The sequence below is a fragment of the Massilia sp. FBCC-B171 genome (assembly GCF_059134155.1).
On the sequence record NZ_CP101443.1, the window covers coordinates 117098 to 138731 of the forward strand.

Consider the following 21634-nt stretch of genomic DNA (forward strand, 5'->3'; position numbering starts at 1 on the left):
AGCGAAAGTTTCTTCTTGACTGATTTCAGTAGCTGCAACATTGGCGTTCTCACATAAAAGTTAGTGCCATTCCACCTCAGAAAGGCATTTCATATCGAATATTGCCATGAAACACTTACCCCAAATAAATATATTGATTTTATAAAAGGGTCCCTCCTCATGCGTTGGGCTTCGTAACAAGCGCACCACCCTCTGTGACAAGCAGTTACTTGATGTAGGAGTAAGCGCCATAGGCTCGCCTTAACTGTTGTGATTGCCACACAATATGTTAACGGAAAAAAAATTTTGTTAAATTCAAAGTTTTACGACACTTGCTGGGTGCGCAGGCGTGAGAAGGGTAGAAATAGTCGCAGACCGAGCCGCGGAGCCAGTCGCGGTATCAAGCCTTTACCAGGAGCGCAGCCAGTCCCGTGTCCAGCTCGACACCTGGTCCTGCCACGTCCGGCGCGAGAAGGTGTGGTCGGCCTTGTCGATCTGCTGGCGCGTGAAGCGGGCCGAGTCCAGCAGGCGCTGCCAGGCGCCCGGGCGCTGGGCGAGGCCGGCAAATTCCTGCGCCGTCAGGTCGGCGCCGCTCAGCACGACGAGCACGCGTCCGCCAAAGCGGGCCAGTGCACCCTGCATGCGTTCGGGCAGCGGCGCGCTTTCTGAAGCGCCAGGGTCGGTTTCAGTTTTTGGGCCAAACGCCTTGCCGACGTTGTCCCACAGCGAACGCACCGACGACTTCACGTCGAACTGGCCGCTGCCGACCTTTTTCCACAGGGCGGCGTCGAACAGGCGGTCCTTGTAATAGTGCTTGATGGTGGCGCGCGCGGCGCCTTCTTCGGTGCGCACCCAGGGATTCAACAGCACCAGCCCGCTCACGCGCGCATCCTGCGGCGCGTACATGGCCGCGGCCGACGCGCCGTCGCACAGGCCCCAGAGCACCACTTCCTGCATGCCGGGGACTTCCATGAAAAAGCGGTCGAGCGCGGCGCGCAGGTCGTCGTCGACGTTCTCGAAATCGGGAAGCGCGCCCTCGCTGTCGCCCATGCCGCGGTAATCGAAACGCATGGCCGGGACGCCTGCGGCGGCCAGGTCGCGTGCCAGCAGGGTGAACTGGCGGTGGCTGCCGGCGCGGTATTGCGGGCCGCCGACGACGATCAGGACGCCGCGCGCCTGCGGCGTGACCGCCGCCGGCAGGCTCAGGATGCCGTACATCCAGGCGCCATTACAGGCAAAGGCGAGGGCGCGTTCGTCAATCATCGGGATTCTCCAGGCAGGCCAGGGTCGCCGCCAGCAGGGCCGGGCAGTCGACCGTTTCCGGCGCCGTCCAGAATTGCGGACCTTGCACAGTGTGCACGTCAACCCGGCTGCCTTGCAGGCGCCAGGTATCGGCCACGCGCACGGCGGCCGGCGGCAAGGGCCGACCGGCGGCGGCCGTGACTTCGAACCAGTGGATCGGGCAGCGCGGGCCGAGCGCGCGCGCATCGGCCGCGTCCAGCCCGGCGGCCAGCTGCGCATTCAGGGTATAGCCGGCGATTTCGAGCGATTCGCCGGCGGCGAGCGCCTCGCGCAGGGCCTCGGTGCCGCCGCTGTCGCTGCCCCCGAGCAGTAATTCGCCGGCCAGGCGCAGGCGCAGGAAGCCGTTCAGGTAGCCGGAACCGGTGGTGACCGGCTGCCACAGCACCAGGCGCTCGGGCGCGACGGGCGCGCGCTGCGCATGCAGGACCGCGAGCAGGGCGCCCACGCGCAGGCCCCACAGCCCTGCGGTACGGTCCAGGCGCGCCTCGATCCAGGCGCGCGCTTGCGCGATGTCGCGCAGCCAGCCGTCCCAGCTGGCGTCGCCGAAGTCGTCCGCGCTGTCGCCGCAGCCGTGCAGGTCGAGCAGCAGCACGCCGATGCCTTGCGCGGCCAGGGCGCGCGCGCCCAGCGCGGCCATGCGGCGCGAGCGGTTCATCTCTTCGGCGAAGGGGTGGACGTAGACCAGCGCGCCGCGGCATGCGCCCACCGGCGCGTGGTACATGCAGAAGCGCGCGCCGTCGGGCGTGTCGAGGAAGAAGGCCTCGGCGGGCGCGTGGGCGGGTTCGCGCATCGCTTACTGAACGCGCGCGGCCACGAATGCGGCCAGGCTGCCGAGGGTGGCGAAGGTGCTGGCGCTGATGTCGTCGTCGTCGACCATGATGCCGAAATGCTCTTCCAGCGCGCCGATCAGCGTGACCACCGCCATCGAATCGAGTTCGGGCAGGCTGCCCAGCAGCGGCGAATCGGCGCTCAATTGTTCGCCGGCCGCGCCCAGGTGGAGCACGTCGATCAGCAGGGTTTTGACTTCTTCAAGGTACTTCATAGGCTTGTCGTCGTAGTGTGAGCGGATGGGGACTTGGCGCGATCTTCCAGCAGCATGTGCAGGCGTTTCACTCCCGACCAGCGGTAATAATTAACATGGTACAGAGTGCGTACCTCTTCCGTCCAGCGCGTATGCCACTCCATCACGCGGCCGTAGAACTCGAGCCGCCCAAAGCGTCCCGCATCGAACAGGCTGCGGCAGGCTTCTTCGCGCATCAAGAGGGTCGGCGACAGGTTCGCCGGCACGCTTTCGTCGTAGGCCGTTTTCAGCACCACGATGCTCTCGCCGTCTTCCACGCACAGGTCCATGGCCACGAGCTGGTCGTTGAAATAATAGCGGTAGACGCTGGCGGCGCCCCGTGCGGCGAGTGCTTCCAGCATCGCCCGGTAATAGCGGCCTTGGTCATTGCCGGCGCTGACCGCCGTCCCTTCGCTGCCTTTCCAGCCGGAGGTCTCCAGGCGGCCGTAGTCGGCCACTGCTGCCGCCATGTCCTCGGGCCGGCGGTCGATGACCATGCGCGTGGCGACGCCTTCGCGTTCCAGGCGCGCGCGCTGCTTTTTCAGGTTGCCGCGCAGGTTCTTGCCGCGCGCGTTCCAGTAGTCGTCGAAACTGCCGGCCAGGGTGACGCGCGCGGTGTCGATGTAGTCGAGCGTGCGGGTGCAGGAGGCAGCCGGCGGGCGCGCGACCAGCATCGGGTCCATCTGTGTCAGCGCCAGCAGCAGCGGGAAGCCGGGCAGGGCGCCGAGCAGGCTGCGCGCGAGGGTGTCCGTGTCGAGCTCATGCGCCTGCAGCCACAGCCCGACCGGCGCCTGCGCCGGCTGGAAGGTGGTCCAGGCGCCGCGCCGGCTCGGGCGCACGATCGTCATCGCGCGCACTGCGCCATCCTGGCGCAAACAGGCCAGCAGCTCGTCGCCGCGCCCGAAATGCTCGACCAGGGGCGCGACGAAATCGGCCGCCAGCAGGCTCGATGCCCGGCTCGGTGCGAGCGAGGCATGCAGCGCCGCCCAGTCGCCGGCATGGCGCGCGAATTCGCGTGCCGGAACCAGTTGCCAGCTCATGCCGTCACCGCCGTGCGCAGGGTTGTCGCCAGCCAGGCGATTTCGCTTTCGGTTAACTCCTGGTGGCAGGGCAGGGCCAGCACGTGATGGGCCAGCATCGCGCTGTTGGCGCAGGTCGCCGCGTCGACCCCTTGCCATGGCGGCGTGCCGAAGCGCGTCAGCGGCACCCCCAGCGCTTGTAAACGCGCGAACAGGGGTTCGGGGTCGTCGACCAGCAGCGGGAATACCCAGGGGCAGGCGCCGTCGGGCAGGCGCGGATGCAGGGGCCGCACGCCGGGCAGGTCCCGCACCGCCGCTTCCAGGCGTGCGTAGTGGCTGCGGCGCAGCTGCGCGATACGATGTGGTGACGCCAGCCGCAGCATGGCGCGCGCAAACAGGGAAGAGCGCTTGTCGATCCAGCGCGGATCGAAATTGAAACTGCTATCCGAGGAATCCGGGGCCAGCGCCGGCGCCGGGCTGCTGCGCGACTTTTTAAGCAGTCCCCACAACAGCCCCTTGGCGCGCAGCGGCAGCCACAGGGCGGCGCGCACGGCCGGCAGGCGGCCGTAATCGAAGCCGCGTTCCAGGGAATTGAGGGCCACCTTCGCTTCGAAGCCGGCGCCGGCCGAGTGCAAGGCGACCTTGTTTAAATTGTGGCGTGCCGAGACCAGCGCGCCGCCCTCGTAAATCGGGAAAAATTTCATGCTGCTGGCGATCGCGTAGTCTCCCCAGGCGCCGACCGGGCGGCCGCCATGCGCGCCGATAAAACAGTGGGCGCAGTCTTCGATGAGGGCGATGCCGCGCGCGTCGCACAGGGCGCGGATTGGCGCCATGGCTTGCGGGAAGCCGAAATAATGGGTGACCATGAGGGCGCGCGTGCTTGGGCCGATCTTTGCCGCCAGGTCGTCCAGGTCGACCGCGGCGTCGGGCTGGACGCGGTAGAACACGGGTGCGGCGCCGCGCCAGAGCACCGGCGGGATCATCGAGGCGCTGTGGTAGGCCGGCACCAGCACCTGCTGGCCCGGTCCCACGCCGATCTCGCGCAGCGCCAGGGCAATCGCCACGCGTCCGCTCGTCACCAGGCGCACATTGCCGGCGTCGAGCACGGACTGCACGCGCGCGCCGGCGGCGCGCCGGAACGAGGACGCCGACAGGATCGGCGCCAGCGGAATCAGGGGCCGGCCAGGGAGCGGGTTCGCGAGCATCCGGCCAGTATAAACCGGGGGTTGAAAAATTTGCCACGAAACATGCCCGATTGCCACGGAATCAGCGCAATAGGCGCGGCTGAAAAGCTGCAAGCTGGTAAGATTGCGGGCTGCGCGGAACCCCGCCGCGCCCCTGTATCGATCCCCCTTTGTTCAACATGATGGCTGACCTGATCCACGATTTTCTGTTCGATTCCGCGCGCCGCACGCCGCAGGCCGAGGCGCTGGTGCATGGCGCCAATCGCCTCGATTACGCGGCGCTGGCCGCCGCCGTGGAAGGCGCGGCCGGGGCGCTGCTGAACGCCGGCGTGCAGCGGCGCGAGCGCGTCGCCGTGTTCCTGGAAAAACGGATCGAGAACGTGGCCGCGATGTTCGGCGCCGCAGCGGCCGGCGCCGTCTTCGTGCCGGTGAATCCACAATTAAAACCCGAGCAGGTCGCCCACATCCTGGCCGACTGCAATGTGCGCGTGCTGGTCACTTCGCCGGAACGGCTGCTGCAACTGAACGCGGTGCTGGACGGCTGCCCGAACCTGCGCACGGTGTTCGTCACCGGCGCGCAGCCGGCACCGGCCGCGCCGCACGCGGCCTTCGAGGTGGGTGGCTGGGACGCGGCCCAGGCCAGGCCGCAGGCGGCCGTGCTGGCCGCGCGGCGCCCGATCGACGCCGACATGGCCGCGATCCTGTACACCTCGGGCAGTACCGGTAAACCCAAGGGCGTAGTGCTGTCGCACCGGAACATGGTGGCCGGCGCGCACAGTGTGGCAGCCTATTTGAACCTGACACCGCAGGACCGCATCCTGTCGGTGCTGCCACTGAGTTTCGATTACGGACTGAGCCAGCTGAGCTGCTCGTTTTTGACGGGCGCGACCGCCGTCCTGATCAATCACCTGTTCGCGAAAGACATTTTGAATGCTGTGGCCGCGGAGCGCATCACGGGCCTGGCCGCCGTGCCGCCGCTGTGGTTCCAGCTGGCGAACCTGGCCTGGCCGTCCGGCTGCTCGCTGCGCTATCTGACCAATTCCGGCGGCGCGCTGCCGACCGCCACCGTCGCCAGCCTGCGCGCGGCCTTGCCGGACGCCGAGCTGTTCCTGATGTACGGCCTGACCGAGGCCTTCAGGTCGACCTATCTGCCGCCAGCCGAGCTGGCGCGCCGCCCCGATTCGATGGGGCGCGCGATCCCGAACGCGCAGGTGATGGTGGTGCGCCCCGACGGCACGCCCTGCGCGCCGAACGAGGCGGGCGAACTGGTGCACCGCGGCGCGCTCGTCTCGCTCGGCTACTGGAACGATCCTGTTAAAACCGCCGAGCGCTTCAAGCCCGCGCCGGGCCAGGATCCGGCCCTGCCGATCGTCGAGATGGCGGTCTGGTCGGGCGACACCGTGCGCATGGACGAAGAAGGCTATTTGTATTTTATTGGCCGCAGCGACGACATGATCAAGGTCTCCGGCTACCGCGTCAGCCCGACCGAGGTGGAAGAAGCCGTGTACGCCAGCGGTTTGACATCGGAGGCGGTCGCCTTCGGCGTGCCGCACCCGCAGCTGGGCCAGGCGATCGTGCTGCTGGCGCTGCCGAAGGACGAGACCCTGGCTGGCGCAGCCCTGCTCAAGGAATGCCAGCGCCGCCTGCCGGCCTGGATGGTGCCGGCCCACGTCAGCCTGCATACCGAAGCCTTCCCGCGCAACCCGAACGGCAAGATCGACCGCAAGCTGCTCCAGCAATCCTTCATCACCCTGTTCGACAGCCTGAAAGTCCCCTCATGAACGCGAAACCGGTCCACGCGACGCAAACCCTGTTCCCGGTCGAAGGCGACTGCCTGCAGGTGGGCGGCATGCCGCTCACGCGCCTGGCGCAGCGCGTCGGCAGCACCCCGTTCTATGCCTACGACCGGCGCCTGCTGACCGAGCGCGTCGCCCACGTGCGCGCGCACCTGCCGGCGGCGCTGGAACTGCACTTTTCGATGAAGGCCAACCCGATGCCGGCGCTGGTGCAGCACATGGCGCAGCTGGTCGATGGCATCGACGTCGCGTCAAGCGGCGAATTGAAGGTTGCGCTCGACACCGGCATCGCGCCCGGGTGCATCAGCTTTGCCGGCCCGGGTAAATCGGACGCCGAACTGGCGCGGGCGGTGGCCGCCGGCGCCGTCGTGCACGCCGAATCCGAGCGCGAACTGCAGGCGCTGGCACGCATCGGCAATGAGCTGGGCGTCAACCCGCTGCTGGTCCTGCGCATTAATCCGGACTACGAACTGAAAGGCTCGGGCATGCGCATGGGCGGCGGCGCCAAGCAGTTCGGCATCGACGCGGAAGAGGCGCCGCGCATCCTGGGGCTGTGCGCGGACCTCGGCTTGACCGTGCTCGGCTTGCACATCTTCAGTGGTTCGCAAAGCCTGAAGGCCGAGGCGATCATCGAGGCGCAGGCCCAGACGATCGCGCTGGCGCAGCAGCTGGCCGGCCACATGCGCGACCCGCTGCGGATCCTGAACATCGGCGGCGGCTTCGGCATTCCGTATTTTCCGGGCGAAGCGGCGCTCGACCTGGCGCCGATCGGAGATGCGCTGGACGCTGCCCTGCCGCGGGTAAAAGCGGCCTTGCCCGAGGCGCAGCTGTCGATCGAACTGGGGCGCTACCTGGTGGGCGAGGCCGGCGTGTATGTGGCGCGCGTCATCGACCGCAAGGTTTCGCGTGGCCAGGTCTTCCTGGTCACCGACGGCGGCCTGCACCACCACCTGGCCGCCTCCGGCAATTTCGGCCAGGTGATCCGCAAGAATTACCCGGTCGCGATCGGCAACCGCATGAGCGCCTCGTTTGAGCGCGAAACCGCTTCGGTCGTGGGACCGCTATGCACGCCGCTCGACCTGCTGGCCGAGCGCATGGAGCTGCCGAAGGCTGAAGTCGGCGACCTGGTGGTGGTGTTCCAGTCGGGCGCATATGGCCGCTCGGCCAGCCCGCAGGGCTTCCTCAGCCACCCCGAGGTACCTGAGGTGCTGGTGTGATACCCGGCGCCCATGATTGACGAACCCTGCACGCAACACCTTGCATAAAGGGGTGCGCACGATTGTTGCGTCCGTTGACACTTGTTAACACTTCATCTACTCTGTATTGGATAAATTTCCAACGGTCAAAGTGCAATGCGTTTGGCCAACGATGGGCGATCCGGCACATGCCGGAAACGGCGTGCAGCGGTAGCTGCCTGTCTCCGTCCCCGTCTCCTGACTGCCGGCTTGGCGGGCAGCGGTACCCGGTCCCCGTTCCAATAAGGTAGTTGTCAACATGTTGCGCAAAAATAGTACCAGTCTCAGCAGTGGCGCGGTCATCATGATCGCGATGCGCTGGATCGATCGCTTCATCGGTATCGCAAGTACCCTCATCCTCGCCCGCATTCTCGTCCCTGACGATTTCGGCATCGTTGCCATGGCATCCGTCGTGGTAGCCTTCGCCGACATCATCTTCGATCTCGGCATCAACGTCGCCCTCATCCAGCGCAAGGACCCGAGCCAGGCCTACTACAACACGGCCTGGACGCTGCGCATCATTCAAACCGGCTGCGTCGCGGCAGTGCTGGTGATCCTGGCGCCGTTCGCGGCCGACTACTACAAGGATCTGCGCGTCACGACCGTGGTGCAGGTGATGGCGGCCTCGATGATGATCTCCGCATTCGAGAACGTCGGCATCATTAATTTTCAGAAAGAGCTGCGCTTCGCCGACGATGCCAGGTACGTGCTGTTCAAGCGTCTGGTACTCTTTTTCATGACGATCTTGCTCACCCTCATCCTGCAGAACTACTGGGGCATGGTCCTGGGGGCGCTGTGCGGCCGCCTTGCTGCCGTCATTCGCAGCTACATGGTGCACCCGATGCGACCTTGGTTCGCGCTCTCCGAGCTCAAGGAGATCTTCGGGGTTTCGCAGTGGGTGCTGGTCAAGAACGTCAGCCAGTTCCTCGACCGCAGGCTGCATGTGTTCCTGGTTGGCGGTATTGCCACCACCGGCGTCACCGGCGGCTACACGCTCGCCACCGAAATCGCCGACGTCCCCGGCACCGACCTGCTGGCGCCGATCAACCGGGTGCTGTTCCCGGCCTTTGCGCGTGCCAGCGACAACATGCGCGAGCTGACCAAGCTCCTGCTGAGCGCGCAGGCAGTGCAGGTGATGGTGACTTTCCCCGCCTGCATCGGTTTCGTCATGACCGCCCGAGAATTCGTGCCTGTGGCCTTGGGCGATAAATGGATTTTCATCATTCCCTTCATCCAGATCCTGGCACTGTCGAACATTATCCAGTCGATCAGCAGCAGCGCAAATTACGTACTGACTGTGATCGGCCAGATCCGCCTGCTGGCGCTGACCAGCTGGATCCAGATCGGCGTATTCGCCGCCGGCGTCATGTTGTTCCGGACCGACCTCGATCCGGAACGCATCGCCCAGGTGCGGATGGCCGCGATCGTCCTGACCTTCGGCGTCTCGTACGCCCTGCTGATGCGCTACGTACCCGGGCTGTCCATCGCCATGCTTGCGCGCGGCACTGGCCGCCCGGCGCTCGGCTGCCTGGCCATGGTGGCAGCACTGATGGGCTTGCAGGCCGCGGTTGCGGTGCCGCTCTGGATCATGCTGATGCTGAAGGTCGTCGCCGGCATCGTGGTCTACTGTGCAGTGGTGCTGGGACTATGGCGCCTCTCGGGCCGACCGGACGGCGCTGAAGCTTATTTCCTCAGCAAACTGAGACGGACGACGCCACCGGTAGTTGGCGCACCTAACGAGGTCAAATGAAGATCGACCTGGACCTGATGGCCGCGAAGTTCGCGGACATCGAATTTTTCCTGGCCTGTGTATTCCCCGGCAGCGCCCCCGAATTCAGCGGCAATCCCGCCAGGCTGGCGGTCGCCAGCAAACCCGGGTTCTGGGCCGTGACTTCGCGCGCGCGCAACAATGGTCTCGGGCTGGTGCACGATCTGGCCGCCTCGCACTTGGTATTCCGCGGTTACGAGGCTGCACTTGGTGTGCATTCCTATTCCAGCCTGACCGACCTGGAACGCATCGCCGCGCCGGCCGACCTGGAGAACGGCGCGTTTGCCTACCTGAAGTTCGACCCCCAACTCCAGCAGGCGATCATCAAGAACGACGCCTTCGGCTTCGGACCGATGTACTACCGCCAGCATGGCGGCGCTTGGCTGTTCGCCTCGCATCCGAGCCTGATCCATTTCGCCGGAGACGAACCCGACCTGACCTCATGGTTCAGCCTGATGCAAAACGGCTCAGCCCTGGCCAACCGCAGCTTCTACAGCGCCATCGCCCGGGTACCGGCAGGCGCCCAGATGACGATCCGGCGCGACCATGCCGAGACCGCGCAGTGGTTCGATTTCGGCAAGCTGCCGCCTGGGGACGAAAAGATCGATGACGAGGCCTTCCGCATCGTTGAGGATGCCTATGTTGCTGCGATGGAGCGCTGCCTGAAGCTGAACGTGGGCGAAGTGACGCTGCCGTTCTCCAGCGGCTTCGACTCGCGCCGCTTTTTCGGCACCCTCATCCGCAAGGCCGTACCGTTCAAGGCCGTCACCTGCCAGACCTTCCATCGCAAGGGTAACCGCGACTACGACATCGACGCGTTCTTTGCGCCGAAGATCGCCGCCGCCTTTGGCGTCGAGTGCGAGCTGGTGCGTGCAGTGCCGCCGGAACAGATCGCGGATGATGCCGCGCGTCGTCAGGCCCTGATCGGCACCGAAACCTTCATGCATGGCTGGGCGCTGCCCGTCATGCGCTGGCTGGCCGAGCGCCCGCCCTCGCTGGTGTTCGACGGCCTCGCGGGCGACACCTTCGGCAACTCCGGCTTCGAGATCGACGGCCTGCACGAGACGCCGGAAAAGGATGTCGAACTGGTGCTGGGGAAAACCACCGGGCCCGCGCTGCGGAAACAGCTGTCGTCACTGTTCCCTTCGCATGGCGCCTTCCGCGCACAGTACCGCGGCTTCCTCGCGCAATTCGCACCGAACATCAACCAGGCCGAGATGGCCTTCCTGCAGTCGCGCACGCGGCGCTGCATCAGCCCCTGGATCACGATGATGCATCCGCCGGGCCACGTGGTCGTGTTCCCGTACTGCGACCTCGAGTTTGCGCTGGCGACGCTGAAATACCATCCGGCCGAGAAGTACAAATACTTCTTCCAGAAGGAATGCCTGCGCCGCTTCTACCCGGAGTTCTACGACTTCCACGGCTCGCGCAACCTGCCGGCCGGCCACACGCCGCTGGACGAAGCGACCAGCCGCGCGCGCGACCGCGTTGAAAAAGACTATGCCTACGGCGACCCGGCGGGCATGCGCGCCGCGTTCAAGTATCTCAGCCTGCCGAACAAGGCCGTGCTGCTGCTCTCGCGCCTGGCGCCAGGGCTGCGCCGGCGCCGCGACTGGCTGCTGCGCCCGCTGCTGCTGCTGATCCGCACCCAGCACGAAGCACCGACGTTTATCGATGCCGGCCTGGCGCCACAGGATGCGCGCCGTGCCGGACCAACAAGCTTGACCGAGGCGGACACCGCCAAAAGGGGAATCGTATGAAAACTGTGGGACTGATGATCAGCACCAAGGAAAACGAAAAGCGCCGCGCCATGCTGCCCAAGCATATCGCACGCATCCGCAACCGCGACCAGCTGTACTTCGAGGCCGGCTACGGCGAGTCCTTCGGCCACAAGGACGAAGAGTACCGCGCGGCCGGCGCCCATGTCGTCTCGCGCGAGGAAGCGCTGGCGCAGGACGTGATCGTCGACCCGAAGATCGGCGACGCCACCTACCTGTCCGAGCTGCGCAGCGGCCAGACGGTGTTCGGCTGGGTGCACGCGGTGCAGAATCGCTCGATCACCGACAAGATCGTGGAGAAGGAAATCACCGCCATCGCCTGGGAAGACATGTTCGAGGGCGGCCGCCACGTGTTCTGGCGCAGTAACGAACTGGCCGGCGAAGCAGCGATCATGCATGCCTTCACCCTGTACGGCAAGCTGGTCTACGAGTGCAACGTGGCCCTGATCGGCCGCGGCAACGTCGCGCGCGGCGCGCACCGCGTGCTCTCGTGCATGGGCGCGCACATCAACGTCTACGAACGCCGGACCGAGAAGCTGCTGCGCCAGGAACTGTCGCAGTACGACGTGGTGGTCAACGGCCTGCTGTGGGACGTGTACCGCAAGGACCACATCATCTACCGCGACGACCTGCCGAAGCTTAAGAATCCGGCGATGATCGTCGACATCAGCTGCGACCGCGCCGGTGCGATCGAGACCAGCCGCCCGACCACGATCGAGGACCCGGTCTACATGGTGGACGGCGTGCTGCACTACGCGGTCGACCACACGCCGGCCCTGATCGGCTATTCGGTGACCGCTTGCCTTGGCGAAGAGATGGTGAAATACCTCGACATCATCATCGAAGGCCGCGCGGAGGAAGATCCCGTGCTCAAGCCGGCGATCTGCATCCACAACGGCAAGATCATCGACCAGCGTATCAACGACTTCCAGCAGCGCTGAGCGAGTCCGGTAATAAAAACTAAAAACGGCGTGCAAACAGAGGGTTGCACGCCGTTTTGTCTTGACGGCACCGATGGCGCCGATGGCGCCGATGGCGCCGCGTTTACTTTGACAGCACGCTGTCGAACACGGCCGCCAGCTGGCGCGCGCGGTGCGCCCGCGAGGAGCTTTCCACCAGGTCGAGCGGCGCCACGTGGGCTTCGCCGGCACGCACGCGGCCGAGGAAGCGTTCGAGCATGGTCGCGATCTGGCCGGCGTCGTCGATGAAGGCGACGTCGTCGAAGCCGGCCGCGCCCAGCACGCGCGCCGTCTCGCCCTTGTGGTCGACGAGGCCGAACACGGGCTTCTGGGCGCGGAAGTACTCGTATACCTTGGCCGGGATCTGGTTGTTGAAGGGCGTTCCCTGGAACAGCAGCAGGCCGTCGGCGTCCGCCATTTCGGCCAGGGCTTCGCGGTAGGGCACCGGCGCGGCGGTGACGGCAATGTCGGCCACGCCGTATTTGTCGATCAGGGCCGACACCCCGGGGATATTCCCGGGCGCGCGCAACACCACGCGCAGCTTGTCAGGTGTGGCCACGCCGGCCGCCTTCAGGCGCGCCAGCGCCTCCAGGAAGGCCGAGGGGTCGCGCCCGGTATCGTACAGCAGGCCGCTGTGCACGAGCACCAAAGGACGCCCGCCGGCGGGCGCCTTTGGAGCGCTTGCGGGTGCCGCGCCAAAGGCATCTTCATCGTAGCCGTTTTCGATCACGACGAATTTCTCGGGTGCGAGCTCAGGGAAGCGCTCGCGGTAGGACATCATCGCGCCCTGCGTGGTGAACACGGCGCGGCTGCAGCGGCGGATGGTCTGCTGCTCGATCCAGGCATACATGCGGCGCTGGCCGGCGTGGGTCGGGTAGGCCGGCTGCAGCATCGGGTCGCGGAAGTCGGCGACCCAGGGCAGGCCGGTGAGCCGGTGCAGGGCCAGGCCGATCAGGTGCGCGGTGGCGATCGGGAAGGTCGACCAGATCACGCCCGGACGGCGGGCGCGGATCATCGACAGCCCGGCGGGAATCGCGCCCAGGCTCCAGGTGATCCAGCGGTCGGGCAGGGCGCTGGCATTCAGGTAGCGCCCGCGCCAGCCCAGGTGGCGCTTGGCGTCGAGTGCGAACGCCCGGCGCACCAGCAGTTTTTCCGGGATGCTGGCCAGTTGCGACGGATTCTGGGTTTCGTAAACGCTGGCTTTGGCGGTCAGGACCATCGGCTCCCAGCCGCTGGCGGGAAGGTGACGCGAAAAACTCAGGCTGCGCTGGATGCCGCTGCTGGCGGCCTGCGGCGGAAAATGAAATGCGATCAGTAACGCACGCTTGTGCATGTTGCTATCCTTGTTGCTCATCGTGGTTGCCGGTTACCGAGCGCCATCCAGCTCAGCAGGCGCAGGCCGAAACGCAAGGGCGTGCGGTCCCAGGGCCGGCTGCGCGGCAACTGGAAGCGGTCCTGGTCTTTGGTGATGGCGCCGACGGCGGTGGTGAAGGCGGCGAAAAAGCCGGCCTGGCGCACCATCTCGACGTGGCGTGCGTCATAGTCCTGCCCGACCTTGCCGTTCGGGTAGGCGAACAGGCGCACCGGCTTGCCGACCAGGGCTTCGAGCTGGCCCTTGCCGTCGACGATTTCGGCGCGCGCGCTGTCGTCGTCCAGGCTGGTGAGGATCGGGTGCGAGATCGTGTGCGCGCCGATTTCCACGCCGCTGCCCTCGAGGGCGACCAGCATGTCGGGCGTGAGCATCAGGGCGTCGTGGTGCATGCCGCTCATGCGGTCGAGGCGCTCGACCAGGCGGTCGCGCTCCATCGGCGGCAGGTATTTGCCGGCCTCGGTCAGGCGCAGGGCGGTCGTCTTGCGGGCCTCGAGCGTATCGAGCGGATAGCATTCGAGCCCGAGGTCGGACAGGTCGAGGCTGCCCTCGGGCAGCGACTGCACCGCATGGATGATGCGGTCGTTCCACATGTTGCCGGCATCGGCGCCGATGAAGCCGCTGGTCACGAAGACCGTGGCCGGCAGCTTGAACTTGCGCAGGATCGGCAGCGCCAGGTCGTGCACCGAACGGTAGCCGTCGTCAAACGTGATGCAGACAGTGCGCGGCGGCAGGCGGCCCTCGTCGAGCGCGCGCAACGCGTCGTGCAGGGGCATGACGTTGAAGCAGTCGGCCAGCAGCGCCATCTGCCAGTGGAAGGCGGCGACATCGGGTTCGGTATCGAGCAGCGGATCGGGCCGGGCCAGCACGCGGTGGTAATTCACCACCGCCAGGCTGCGCTGGCCGCCAAGGCGCCCGATGCTGCTGCCGGCCGCGCGCAGCAGGAGCGCACCGAGCCAGTTGTGTTGTAGGGGGCGGTTCATCGGAGCGACGGCAGGCCTGCAATGTATGGGTTCATCAAATTCGTGGGCTCGTTCATGGCTGCCAGGCTGCGACCATCGTGAACACAACAGTAATTGCCAATGATACACAAGTACGGTGCAAACGTGGCCATACTGCTGCCTCCGCAATGCGGCGATTCCGCGCTTCCCTCATGCGGCGAGCCTGCGCGCCGGCATCGCTGCGCTGGCCGCGTCGGCCTGCGGCGCCAAAGCAGCGAGAAGCCTTGTTTCCAGCACCACCACTAGCCCGAACAGCGCGAACAGCAGGTCGAAATACGCCAGGCTCAATGCTGCCCCGCCGACGGCGAAGGCGAAAATACTCAACTGCACCATAGTCGCCGCCAACGGCAGCCAGGCTGGCGCGCCGGCTCGCCGTGCTTGGCGTGCAACCCTACCTGCCTTGAGGAAGCTGATGGCCAGGCAGGCTACATACAGCGCAAGGCCGACGAAGCCGTGGTCGCCCAATACCTGGAAGTAGATGCTGTGCGCGGCGCGCGCGACTTGGGTATTGGGCAAGGCGATACCGGTGTGGAACCACGAATAATCGAAAAAGTTTTTCGACAGCTCGGACCAGACCGGGAAATATTCGAGTGATTTGAAGCCCCCCCCGAAGAACGGGTTCTGCATCGCCAGAATGAAACTCAGCTTCCAGGCGACCACGCGGCTCATGAATGAACTATCCTCGTCGGCTGAGGCGATCGTGTCGATACGCGAGGCGTATTCATCCGAGATATAGAACGACGCTCCTATGATGAACGAGCTGATGAGCACGGAGAGCAATATCTTGCGGTCGCTTTTGAAGAACATGTAGCCACCAAGTACAAGCAATGCGATCAAACCACCGCGCGATTGCGTGCCAATCACACCGAGGCCCAATAACGCTACGGTGCACAACAGGGCCAGATTCAGCACACGCGACTGCTTGCCGTATTCGATCCAGAGGTAGTAACACAAAGGCAATGTCATGACGAATGCCAGCGACAATTCGTTGCGGTCACCTAACACGTGGCCGGTGAGGCCAACAATCTTGTGGCCGCCACCACTGACGATGAACTTCAGTGTTTCTAGATTGGCATAAAAGCCGACCGATAGCACGACGCACCAAAGCATAAAATCGAAATGCAGCTTTTCCTTCACAACCAGCACGACAAAAACAAACAGTGCGACGACCTTTGCAAACCGGATCCAGTACTCCCAAGTAACTTCCGGAAGGCCAATTGACGTCATCGTACTGACTACGGTCCAAAAAAAGAATGCCAGGACCAGAAACCCAAGACTCGTCAATTTAACCTTTGGCTTGTTCTTCCACGCCAGATAGCCGACGATGGCCACTGCCGCGAACAACAGGTTATAGCGTGGAATGCTGGCAATGCCATATACCCACGCGTTCGGGAAGAACAGTGCGGTCCAGAGCCACATGCCCACTGCGATAAAAGGGCGTTGCACCATCGCATACAGCATGAAGGGCAGCAGCGTGATCAGGAAGAGGTCACGCATCGTTCTGTTTCCTGTCGCGCGCAGCTTTTTCCATGCGTTTTTCCTGCTTCAGCGCCCACAGGCACAAGAACACGACCGCCAGCAGGTCAAGCGCCCACAATAATGATTCCATAGCCCTCGTCCATTCCCATCAGGTTAAGCAAGCAACCGCTTTGGAGCGGGCAGCGAGCACGCGCTCGAACAGGCGCACCTGGCCCGCGGTCGTGTCGTCCCAGCTGAAGCGTTCGGCATAGCGGCGCGTCGCGCCGCGGTCGGGGTAGTTGGCGCGCAGCGCATTGACCGCGTCGGCCACGCCCTGGTAGCTGCGCTCGCCCATCAACACGCCGGCTTCCGGCGCGGCCACCACTTCCGGCGTGCCGTAGACGCGGCTGGCCACGACCGGCGTGCCGCAGGCCATGGCTTCCAGCAGCACGTTGGCCCAGCCTTCGCGGCTCGAGGACAGCACCAGCGCGTCGGCCGCACCGTAATGGCTGCGCAGCTGCGCCTGCGGCACCGCACCGAGGAAGGTGACGCGCTCGCTGACCTTCAGCGCGCGTGCCAGGTTTTCCAGCTTGGCGCGGTCCGGGCCGTCGCCGGCCAGCACCAGGCGCACGCCGGGCAGCAGGGTCAAGGCGCCGATGATCAGGTCTTGCGCCTTGACCGGCACCAGGTGGCCTACCGCCAGCAAGGTAAACATGGGGTTCGGGGTGCGCTCGACCGGCTGGAACAGCTCGAGGTCGACGCCGTTGCGCAGCGACACCACGCGCTCGGCCTCGATCCCCATCGCCACCACTTCGTCGCGCAGCGCATTGCACACCGTGATGACGGCGTCGGCGCGTTGCGCCGCCCACATGATCATCCGGCGCGGCAGCGCGTATTGCGGGAACAGGGTGATGTCGGAGCCGCGCGCGGTAATCACCAGCGGCTTGTTGAAATAGCGTCCCAGCATCGCCGCGGCCACGCCGTCGGGATAAAAATAATGGGCGTCGATCAGGTCGAAGTCATAGCCTTCATCGATCATGCGCGCGATCGCCGGTTTGGCCGCCTGCGCCAATAAGGCCGGCGCCAGGTTCATGCCGATCTTCGGGATGACCGGATAGCGCGGGTGGGCGACGGCAATCCCGTGCCGCACCTCGTGGCGCGGCGCCTTGGCAAAGCGCGCATACGTGCCGAAGCGCGGATTGGTCGAGGGGAACCAGGGAATCGGCGCCACCACGCGTGCTTCGACTGCACCGCTGGCCACCAGGTGGCGCAAGCGGGTTTCGACAAAAATACCGTGGCCCGGCTTTTCGCTGTTCGGGAACAGGGTACTGAAGGTCAGGATCTTCATGCCGCCTTCAGTCCCGTCAGGCGGCCATAGATGTTCTTGTAGCGCGCCACGCTGACCGGCCAGTTACGCTCGGTTTCGACATAGTCGCGCCCGGCCAGGCGCAGCGCCGGCCAGGTAGCCTGGGCGTCGAGCAGGTCGCCGACTTTGCTTGCGAGCGCGGCCGGGTCGTCCGGCGCGAACAGGATGCCGGTCTTGCCGTCGGTGATCAGCTCGCGGTGGCCGCCGACGCTGGAGGCGGCCAGGATGCGGCCCTGCGCCATCGCTTCCAGCGGTTTCAGGGGCGTCACGAGATCGGTCAGGCGCATTGACAGGCGCGGGTAGACCAGCACGTCGAGCAGGTCGTAGTATTTGGCGACCTGGTCGTGCGGCACGCGGCCCGTAAACACGACCTTGTCGGCGATATTCAGGTCTTTCGCCAGCTGGCGCAGGTTCGCATCCTGCGGACCGCCGCCGACCAGCAGCACGCGCAGGTCGGGGGCGCGCGCAACCAGGGCCGGCACCGCGCGCAGCAGCACGTCCAGGCCTTCGTAGGCATAGAACGAGCCAATAAAACCAATCAAGCGATGCCCATGCAGGCCGAGCTGGCGCTTCAGGTCCTGGTCGGCTTCGCCGCCGACAGCGAACTTGTCGATGTCGACCGCGTTCGGGATCACGGTGACTTTATTTTCCGGGATGCCGCGCTCGACGATGTCGCGGCGCAGGCCTTCGCAAATGGTGGTGACGGCGTCGGCGCCTTTCAGGGCATGGGTTTCCAGCGCGCGCGTCATCTTGTAGCGCAGGCCGTTCTCGCTGCTGGTGCCGTGGTCGACTGCCGCGTCTTCCCAGAAGGCGCGCACTTCGTAGACCACGGGAATGCCGAACTTGCGCCCGGCGCGGATCGCGGCGATCCCGTTCAGGCAGGGCGAGTGCGCATGCAGCACGTCCGGCTTGATCTGCGGGATGATCTCGGCCAGGCGCTTTTCCAGGCCCTGGATCACTTCGAGCTGGTTCAGGACCGGCAGCTTGGCCAGTGCGCTGTTCGACTTTGCGGTGCGGTAGAAATGCAGGCCGTCGGCCGTTTCTTCGGTCAGGTCGTTGCCGCCCTGGTGCTTGGAACCGGTGACGTGGAAGGTTTCCCAGCCGAGCGCGCGCTGCTCGCGCAGGATCGAGGCGGTGCGGAAGGTATAGCCGCTGTGCAGCGGGATCGAATGGTCGAGGACGTGAAGGACACGCATAGTTTCTGTAACTCCGGAACTCAATTAAGCGGCGGTGGCGATCAGGGAACTGCCCGCCGCCTGGGACACGCGCGTGGCGCCGTCGGCGCCGTTTTTACGCAGGAAGGCTTCGAACATCAGCACGGCCCACAGCGCGGTGCTGTGGTCCTTGGTGCCGGCGAGGTGTTCGTCGACCATCTGCTTCAGGAATGCGGGATTGAAGATGCCGGTGTCCAGCAGCATCGGGTTCAGCACGGCGGCCTTCATCGACTCGCGCAGCGGGCCGCGCAGCCAGGACGCCAGCGGAATCGAGAAGCCCATTTTTTTCCGGTACAGGATGTCGTCCGACAGGTAAGGCTGCAGCGCCTTCTTGAAGATGTGCTTGCCCTCGCCGTTGCGCAGCTTGCTCGACGACGGCAAGCCGGAAACCCATTCGACGAACTTGTGGTCCAGCAGCGGCACCCGCACCTCGAGCGCGTGCGCCATGCTGGCGCGGTCGACCTTGGTCAGGATATCGCCCGGCAGGTAGGTCTTCATGTCGATGTACTGGATGATCGACAGCGCATCGTCGGTCGGCGCATTCGCGGCGTGGCCACGCATGACCTCGACCGCGCGGTAGCCCTGCAGCTGGCTGCGGAAGCCTTGTGAAAACAGTTGATCCCGCACGCGGTCGACCAGGATCGAGACGCCGTGGAAGTAGCCGTCGGTCAGGTCGCGCGCCAGCGCCTCAAACGTGGTCTTGGCGCGGAAGACGCGCGGCGCCCAGTCGGCCTTCGGATAGGCTTTACCGAGGAAGCCGAACACCGGTTTGCGCAGCGCCAGCGGCAGCATCGAGCGCACCTGCTCTTCGCCCATCGCCATGCGGTGGCGGCGGTAGCCGGCGAAATTCTCGTCGCCGCCGTCGCCCGACAGGGCGACCGTCACGCGCTTTCGCGCCAATTCGCACACGCGGTAGGTTGGAATGGCCGAGCTGTCGGCATACGGTTCGTCGTACAGGCCGGCGAGCAGGTCGACCAGGCCGTAGTCGTCCTTGTCGACGGTTTCGCACTGGTGGTTCGTTTTATATTGCTCGGCCACCTGGCGCGCATAGGTCGATTCGTCGAAAGCCGGGTCGTTGAAGGCGATCGAGCAGGTGTTCACGGGACCCTTGTTCAGGCCGGCCATCATCGCCACGATCGCGCTCGAGTCGACGCCGCCGGAGAGGAAGGCGCCCAGCGGCACCTCCGCTTCCAGCTGGCTCTCGACCGCTTCGCGCAGGCGAACGATCAGCTCTTCTTCCATCTGCTGTTCCGCCATCGGCGCGTGCGGCGCGAAGGGCACGTCCCACCAGCGTTTCGGTTTCGCGTCTTGCGCCTTGGTGCCGACCTTCAGGGTCAGCGAGTAGCCTGGTTCGAGTTTGAAAGCGTCCTTGAAGATGGTGCGTGGCTCCGGTACGTAGCCATAGGCGAAATACTCCTCGACGGCGCGCGGTTCGATCACGCGCGGCAGTTCCGGGAAGGACAGCAGGGATTTGAGCTCAGAGCCGAACACGAAGGTGCCGTCGGGCAGGAAGGCATAGTGCAGCGGCTTGATGCCGAGGTGATCGCGCGCCACGAAAAAGGTTTGCTTGTTGCGGTCCCAAATGGCGAATGCAAACATGCCGCGCAGGTGCTTGACGCAGTCCTCGCCCCATTCCTCCCAGGCGTGGACGATGGTCTCGGTATCGGACCTGGTGGCGAATTTGTAGCCGAGGGCGGTCAGCTCTTTCGTCAGTTCGCGGAAGTTGTAGATCTCGCCGTTGAACACGGTGACGACCGACCGGTCTTCGTTGAACAGCGGCTGCTGGCCAGCGGCCAGGTCGATGATCGACAGGCGGCGGTGGCCGAAGCCGACGCCCGGTTCGAGGTAGACGTCGCCCTCGACGGGGCCGCGGTGGAACTGGGTCTGGTTCATCCGCACGAGGGCGGCGCGGTCGAACTGGGCGACGCCGCGCGGGTCAAAAATGCCTACGATTCCGCACATGGTTTGGTAATTTCTTTAAAAGTTGTCTTGGTGTTGCAGAGCTGGTCGTACAGGGCCGTATAGGCGCCGACCATGGCTGCAACGCTGTAATGGCGTTCGATGTTCTCGCGCGCGGCCGCGCCGTGCTGCGCAACGCGCGCCGGATCGTCCACATAGCGCGCCAATGCATCGGCCAGTGCCTGTGGGTTGGACGCCGCGACCAGCGCGCCATTGACGCCGTCCTGCACCACTTCCGGGATGCCGCCGACCTCCGTCGCGACCACCGGCCGGCCGCAGGCCATGGCCTCGAGCAGGGTCACCGGCGTGCCCTCGGCAATCGAGGACAGCGCGAACACATCAAAACTGCGCATCAGCTCCGGGATATCGTTGCGCGCGCCGGGGAACCAGACCAGGTTGGCGACGCCGGCGTCCTGCGCTTTTTGTGCCAGCTTCGCGCGCAGCGGGCCGTCGCCGACGATCGCCAGGCGCAGCTTGCTGCGCGCGTCGCCAAGGCGCGCGCACAGCAAGGCGAACGCCTCGATCAGCGTGGCCTGGTCCTTGACATCCTGCAGGCGTCCGACGGTGCCGATCACGAACGGTTTTTCAGTTGCGCCGGCCCACGGCATTTCGGCCGCGGCCAGCTGCGGCGCATAGCGTACCGTATCCACGCCGTTCATGATCAGTTCGAGCTTGGCGGCAGGGATCGTGACGACATTCTTCAGCCAGCGCGCCAGGTCGTGCGAGACCGGCACATAGCGGTCGATCCACGGTGCCAGGCTGCGGCGCAAAAAATTGTGCTTGCGGTTCAGGCCATGCGGATCGCCGGCGTCGCGTCCGTGCTCGGCGTGGATGCGCACCGGCACGCCGGCTGCCCAGGCCGCCACCGCGTATTCGGCGCAGGCGAAATTATAGGTATGCAGGATCGCCGGGCGCAGCTGGCGCAGCAGCTTGAACAGTTTTACATGGATGCCCAGGCCCAGGCCCGGCTGCTTGTCCAGCGCATACAGTTCCACCCCGGGACGCGTGATCTTGTCCGCGAACGCCGTGTAGCCGGTCAGGCAGACGACGGCGTGGCGGTAGCGTTCGGGCGGCATGTGGTTGATGCAGTCGACCAGCAGGGTCTCCAGCCCGCCGAAGTCGAGCCGGTAGATCAGGTGCACGACCAGCGGCGTCTGCGCTGGCCGGTTCTTCGTGACAGCCATGAT

General features: G+C 65.3%; 17 protein-coding genes. 5 read left to right on the forward strand and 12 right to left on the reverse strand.

The features are described from left to right. Nucleotides 1-387: 387 nt before the first annotated feature. The 5 genes from NMB41_RS00575 to NMB41_RS00595 are packed head-to-tail and all read right to left on the reverse strand — an operon-like array spanning nucleotide 388 to nucleotide 4565. Complete coding sequence (locus tag NMB41_RS00575) at nucleotides 388-1242, reverse strand: hydrolase 1, exosortase A system-associated (RefSeq protein WP_494380558.1); 855 nt, start codon at nucleotides 1240-1242, stop codon at nucleotides 388-390. Next, complete coding sequence (locus NMB41_RS00580) at nucleotides 1235-2071, reverse strand: hydrolase 2, exosortase A system-associated (RefSeq protein ID WP_494380559.1); 837 nt, start codon at nucleotides 2069-2071, stop codon at nucleotides 1235-1237. The genes NMB41_RS00575 and NMB41_RS00580 overlap by 8 nt, the downstream gene beginning before the upstream one ends. A gap of 3 nt (nucleotides 2072-2074) precedes the next feature. Next, nucleotides 2075-2323, reverse strand: coding sequence for an acyl carrier protein (locus NMB41_RS00585; RefSeq protein WP_494380560.1), 249 nt, complete (start codon nucleotides 2321-2323; stop codon nucleotides 2075-2077). After that, on the reverse strand, nucleotides 2320-3381 hold the full coding sequence (locus NMB41_RS00590; protein ID WP_494380561.1) for a GNAT family N-acetyltransferase: 1062 nt from the start codon (nucleotides 3379-3381) through the stop codon (nucleotides 2320-2322). Before NMB41_RS00590 ends, NMB41_RS00585 begins: the two co-directional genes overlap by 4 nt. Beyond that, nucleotides 3378-4565 carry a DegT/DnrJ/EryC1/StrS family aminotransferase gene (locus NMB41_RS00595; RefSeq protein ID WP_494380562.1) on the reverse strand — a complete coding sequence of 396 codons (1188 nt, stop codon included), beginning with the start codon at nucleotides 4563-4565 and terminating at the stop codon, nucleotides 3378-3380. Before NMB41_RS00595 ends, NMB41_RS00590 begins: the two co-directional genes overlap by 4 nt. Nucleotides 4566-4726: 161 nt before the next feature. Here NMB41_RS00595 and NMB41_RS00600 point away from each other — a divergent pair, with 161 nt between their 5' ends. From NMB41_RS00600 to NMB41_RS00620, 5 genes are all read left to right on the forward strand, one after another. Beyond that, entirely contained in the window at nucleotides 4727-6325 is a 1599-nt protein-coding gene (locus tag NMB41_RS00600; protein WP_494382909.1) for an acyl-CoA ligase (AMP-forming), exosortase A system-associated, read from the forward strand. Continuing rightward, entirely contained in the window at nucleotides 6322-7557 is a 1236-nt protein-coding gene (locus NMB41_RS00605; protein WP_494380563.1) for a pyridoxal-dependent decarboxylase, exosortase A system-associated, read from the forward strand. The genes NMB41_RS00600 and NMB41_RS00605 overlap by 4 nt, the downstream gene beginning before the upstream one ends. A gap of 322 nt (nucleotides 7558-7879) precedes the next feature. Beyond that, nucleotides 7880-9325: an oligosaccharide flippase family protein gene (locus NMB41_RS00610; RefSeq protein WP_494380564.1), complete on the forward strand. Its 1446-nt coding sequence runs from the start codon at nucleotides 7880-7882 to the stop codon at nucleotides 9323-9325. Then, nucleotides 9322-11103 carry a hypothetical protein gene (locus tag NMB41_RS00615; protein ID WP_494380565.1) on the forward strand — a complete coding sequence of 594 codons (1782 nt, stop codon included), beginning with the start codon at nucleotides 9322-9324 and terminating at the stop codon, nucleotides 11101-11103. The genes NMB41_RS00610 and NMB41_RS00615 overlap by 4 nt, the downstream gene beginning before the upstream one ends. Beyond that, nucleotides 11100-12062, forward strand: coding sequence for a N(5)-(carboxyethyl)ornithine synthase (locus tag NMB41_RS00620; protein ID WP_494380566.1), 963 nt, complete (start codon nucleotides 11100-11102; stop codon nucleotides 12060-12062). Before NMB41_RS00615 ends, NMB41_RS00620 begins: the two co-directional genes overlap by 4 nt. 103 nt (nucleotides 12063-12165) lie before the next feature. On the opposite strand, the gene NMB41_RS00625 is transcribed toward NMB41_RS00620, so the two are convergent. The 7 genes from NMB41_RS00625 to NMB41_RS00655 form a co-directional block, all read right to left on the reverse strand. Beyond that, nucleotides 12166-13413 carry a glycosyltransferase gene (locus tag NMB41_RS00625; protein ID WP_494380567.1) on the reverse strand — a complete coding sequence of 416 codons (1248 nt, stop codon included), beginning with the start codon at nucleotides 13411-13413 and terminating at the stop codon, nucleotides 12166-12168. Nucleotides 13414-13430: 17 nt separating this feature from the next. After that, a complete protein-coding gene (locus NMB41_RS00630) occupies nucleotides 13431-14432 on the reverse strand; it encodes a polysaccharide deacetylase family protein (protein WP_494380568.1) in 1002 nt (333 codons plus the stop codon). 168 nt (nucleotides 14433-14600) lie between these two features. Next, nucleotides 14601-15947, reverse strand: a complete 1347-nt coding sequence (locus tag NMB41_RS00635; RefSeq protein WP_494380569.1) for a putative O-glycosylation ligase, exosortase A system-associated — start codon at nucleotides 15945-15947, stop codon at nucleotides 14601-14603. A 130-nt stretch (nucleotides 15948-16077) separates the two neighbouring features. Beyond that, nucleotides 16078-17256 (reverse strand): glycosyltransferase family 4 protein, encoded by a 1179-nt coding sequence (locus NMB41_RS00640; protein ID WP_494380570.1) that lies wholly within the window; start codon nucleotides 17254-17256, stop codon nucleotides 16078-16080. Beyond that, a complete protein-coding gene (locus NMB41_RS00645; RefSeq protein ID WP_494380571.1) occupies nucleotides 17253-18470 on the reverse strand; it encodes a TIGR04063 family PEP-CTERM/XrtA system glycosyltransferase in 1218 nt (405 codons plus the stop codon). Before NMB41_RS00645 ends, NMB41_RS00640 begins: the two co-directional genes overlap by 4 nt. A gap of 24 nt (nucleotides 18471-18494) precedes the next feature. Next, nucleotides 18495-20450: an XrtA/PEP-CTERM system amidotransferase gene (locus NMB41_RS00650; protein WP_494380572.1), complete on the reverse strand. Its 1956-nt coding sequence runs from the start codon at nucleotides 20448-20450 to the stop codon at nucleotides 18495-18497. Further along, on the reverse strand, nucleotides 20435-21631 hold the full coding sequence (locus NMB41_RS00655) for a TIGR03088 family PEP-CTERM/XrtA system glycosyltransferase (protein ID WP_494380573.1): 1197 nt from the start codon (nucleotides 21629-21631) through the stop codon (nucleotides 20435-20437). The genes NMB41_RS00650 and NMB41_RS00655 overlap by 16 nt, the downstream gene beginning before the upstream one ends. Nucleotides 21632-21634: the final 3 nt, after the last annotated feature.

Bases quoted from the DNA above. Each gene is read 5' to 3' on its own strand.
- NMB41_RS00615 (WP_494380565.1), top strand. From the start codon at position 9,322: ATGAAGATCGACCTGGACCTGATGGCCGCGAAGTTCGCGGACATCGAA.
- NMB41_RS00640 (WP_494380570.1), bottom strand. From the start codon at position 17,256: ATGAAGATCCTGACCTTCAGTACCCTGTTCCCGAACAGCGAAAAGCCG.
- NMB41_RS00600 (WP_494382909.1), top strand. From the start codon at position 4,727: ATGGCTGACCTGATCCACGATTTTCTGTTCGATTCCGCGCGCCGCACG.
- NMB41_RS00645 (WP_494380571.1), bottom strand. From the start codon at position 18,470: ATGCGTGTCCTTCACGTCCTCGACCATTCGATCCCGCTGCACAGCGGC.
- NMB41_RS00610 (WP_494380564.1), top strand. From the start codon at position 7,880: ATGATCGCGATGCGCTGGATCGATCGCTTCATCGGTATCGCAAGTACC.
- NMB41_RS00595 (WP_494380562.1), bottom strand. From the start codon at position 4,565: ATGCTCGCGAACCCGCTCCCTGGCCGGCCCCTGATTCCGCTGGCGCCG.
- NMB41_RS00620 (WP_494380566.1), top strand. From the start codon at position 11,100: ATGAAAACTGTGGGACTGATGATCAGCACCAAGGAAAACGAAAAGCGC.
- NMB41_RS00580 (WP_494380559.1), bottom strand. From the start codon at position 2,071: ATGCGCGAACCCGCCCACGCGCCCGCCGAGGCCTTCTTCCTCGACACG.
- NMB41_RS00575 (WP_494380558.1), bottom strand. From the start codon at position 1,242: ATGATTGACGAACGCGCCCTCGCCTTTGCCTGTAATGGCGCCTGGATG.
- NMB41_RS00585 (WP_494380560.1), bottom strand. From the start codon at position 2,323: ATGAAGTACCTTGAAGAAGTCAAAACCCTGCTGATCGACGTGCTCCAC.
- NMB41_RS00590 (WP_494380561.1), bottom strand. From the start codon at position 3,381: ATGAGCTGGCAACTGGTTCCGGCACGCGAATTCGCGCGCCATGCCGGC.
- NMB41_RS00635 (WP_494380569.1), bottom strand. From the start codon at position 15,947: ATGCGTGACCTCTTCCTGATCACGCTGCTGCCCTTCATGCTGTATGCG.
- NMB41_RS00650 (WP_494380572.1), bottom strand. From the start codon at position 20,450: ATGTGCGGAATCGTAGGCATTTTTGACCCGCGCGGCGTCGCCCAGTTC.
- NMB41_RS00605 (WP_494380563.1), top strand. From the start codon at position 6,322: ATGAACGCGAAACCGGTCCACGCGACGCAAACCCTGTTCCCGGTCGAA.
- NMB41_RS00630 (WP_494380568.1), bottom strand. From the start codon at position 14,432: ATGAACCGCCCCCTACAACACAACTGGCTCGGTGCGCTCCTGCTGCGC.
- NMB41_RS00655 (WP_494380573.1), bottom strand. From the start codon at position 21,631: ATGGCTGTCACGAAGAACCGGCCAGCGCAGACGCCGCTGGTCGTGCAC.
- NMB41_RS00625 (WP_494380567.1), bottom strand. From the start codon at position 13,413: ATGCACAAGCGTGCGTTACTGATCGCATTTCATTTTCCGCCGCAGGCC.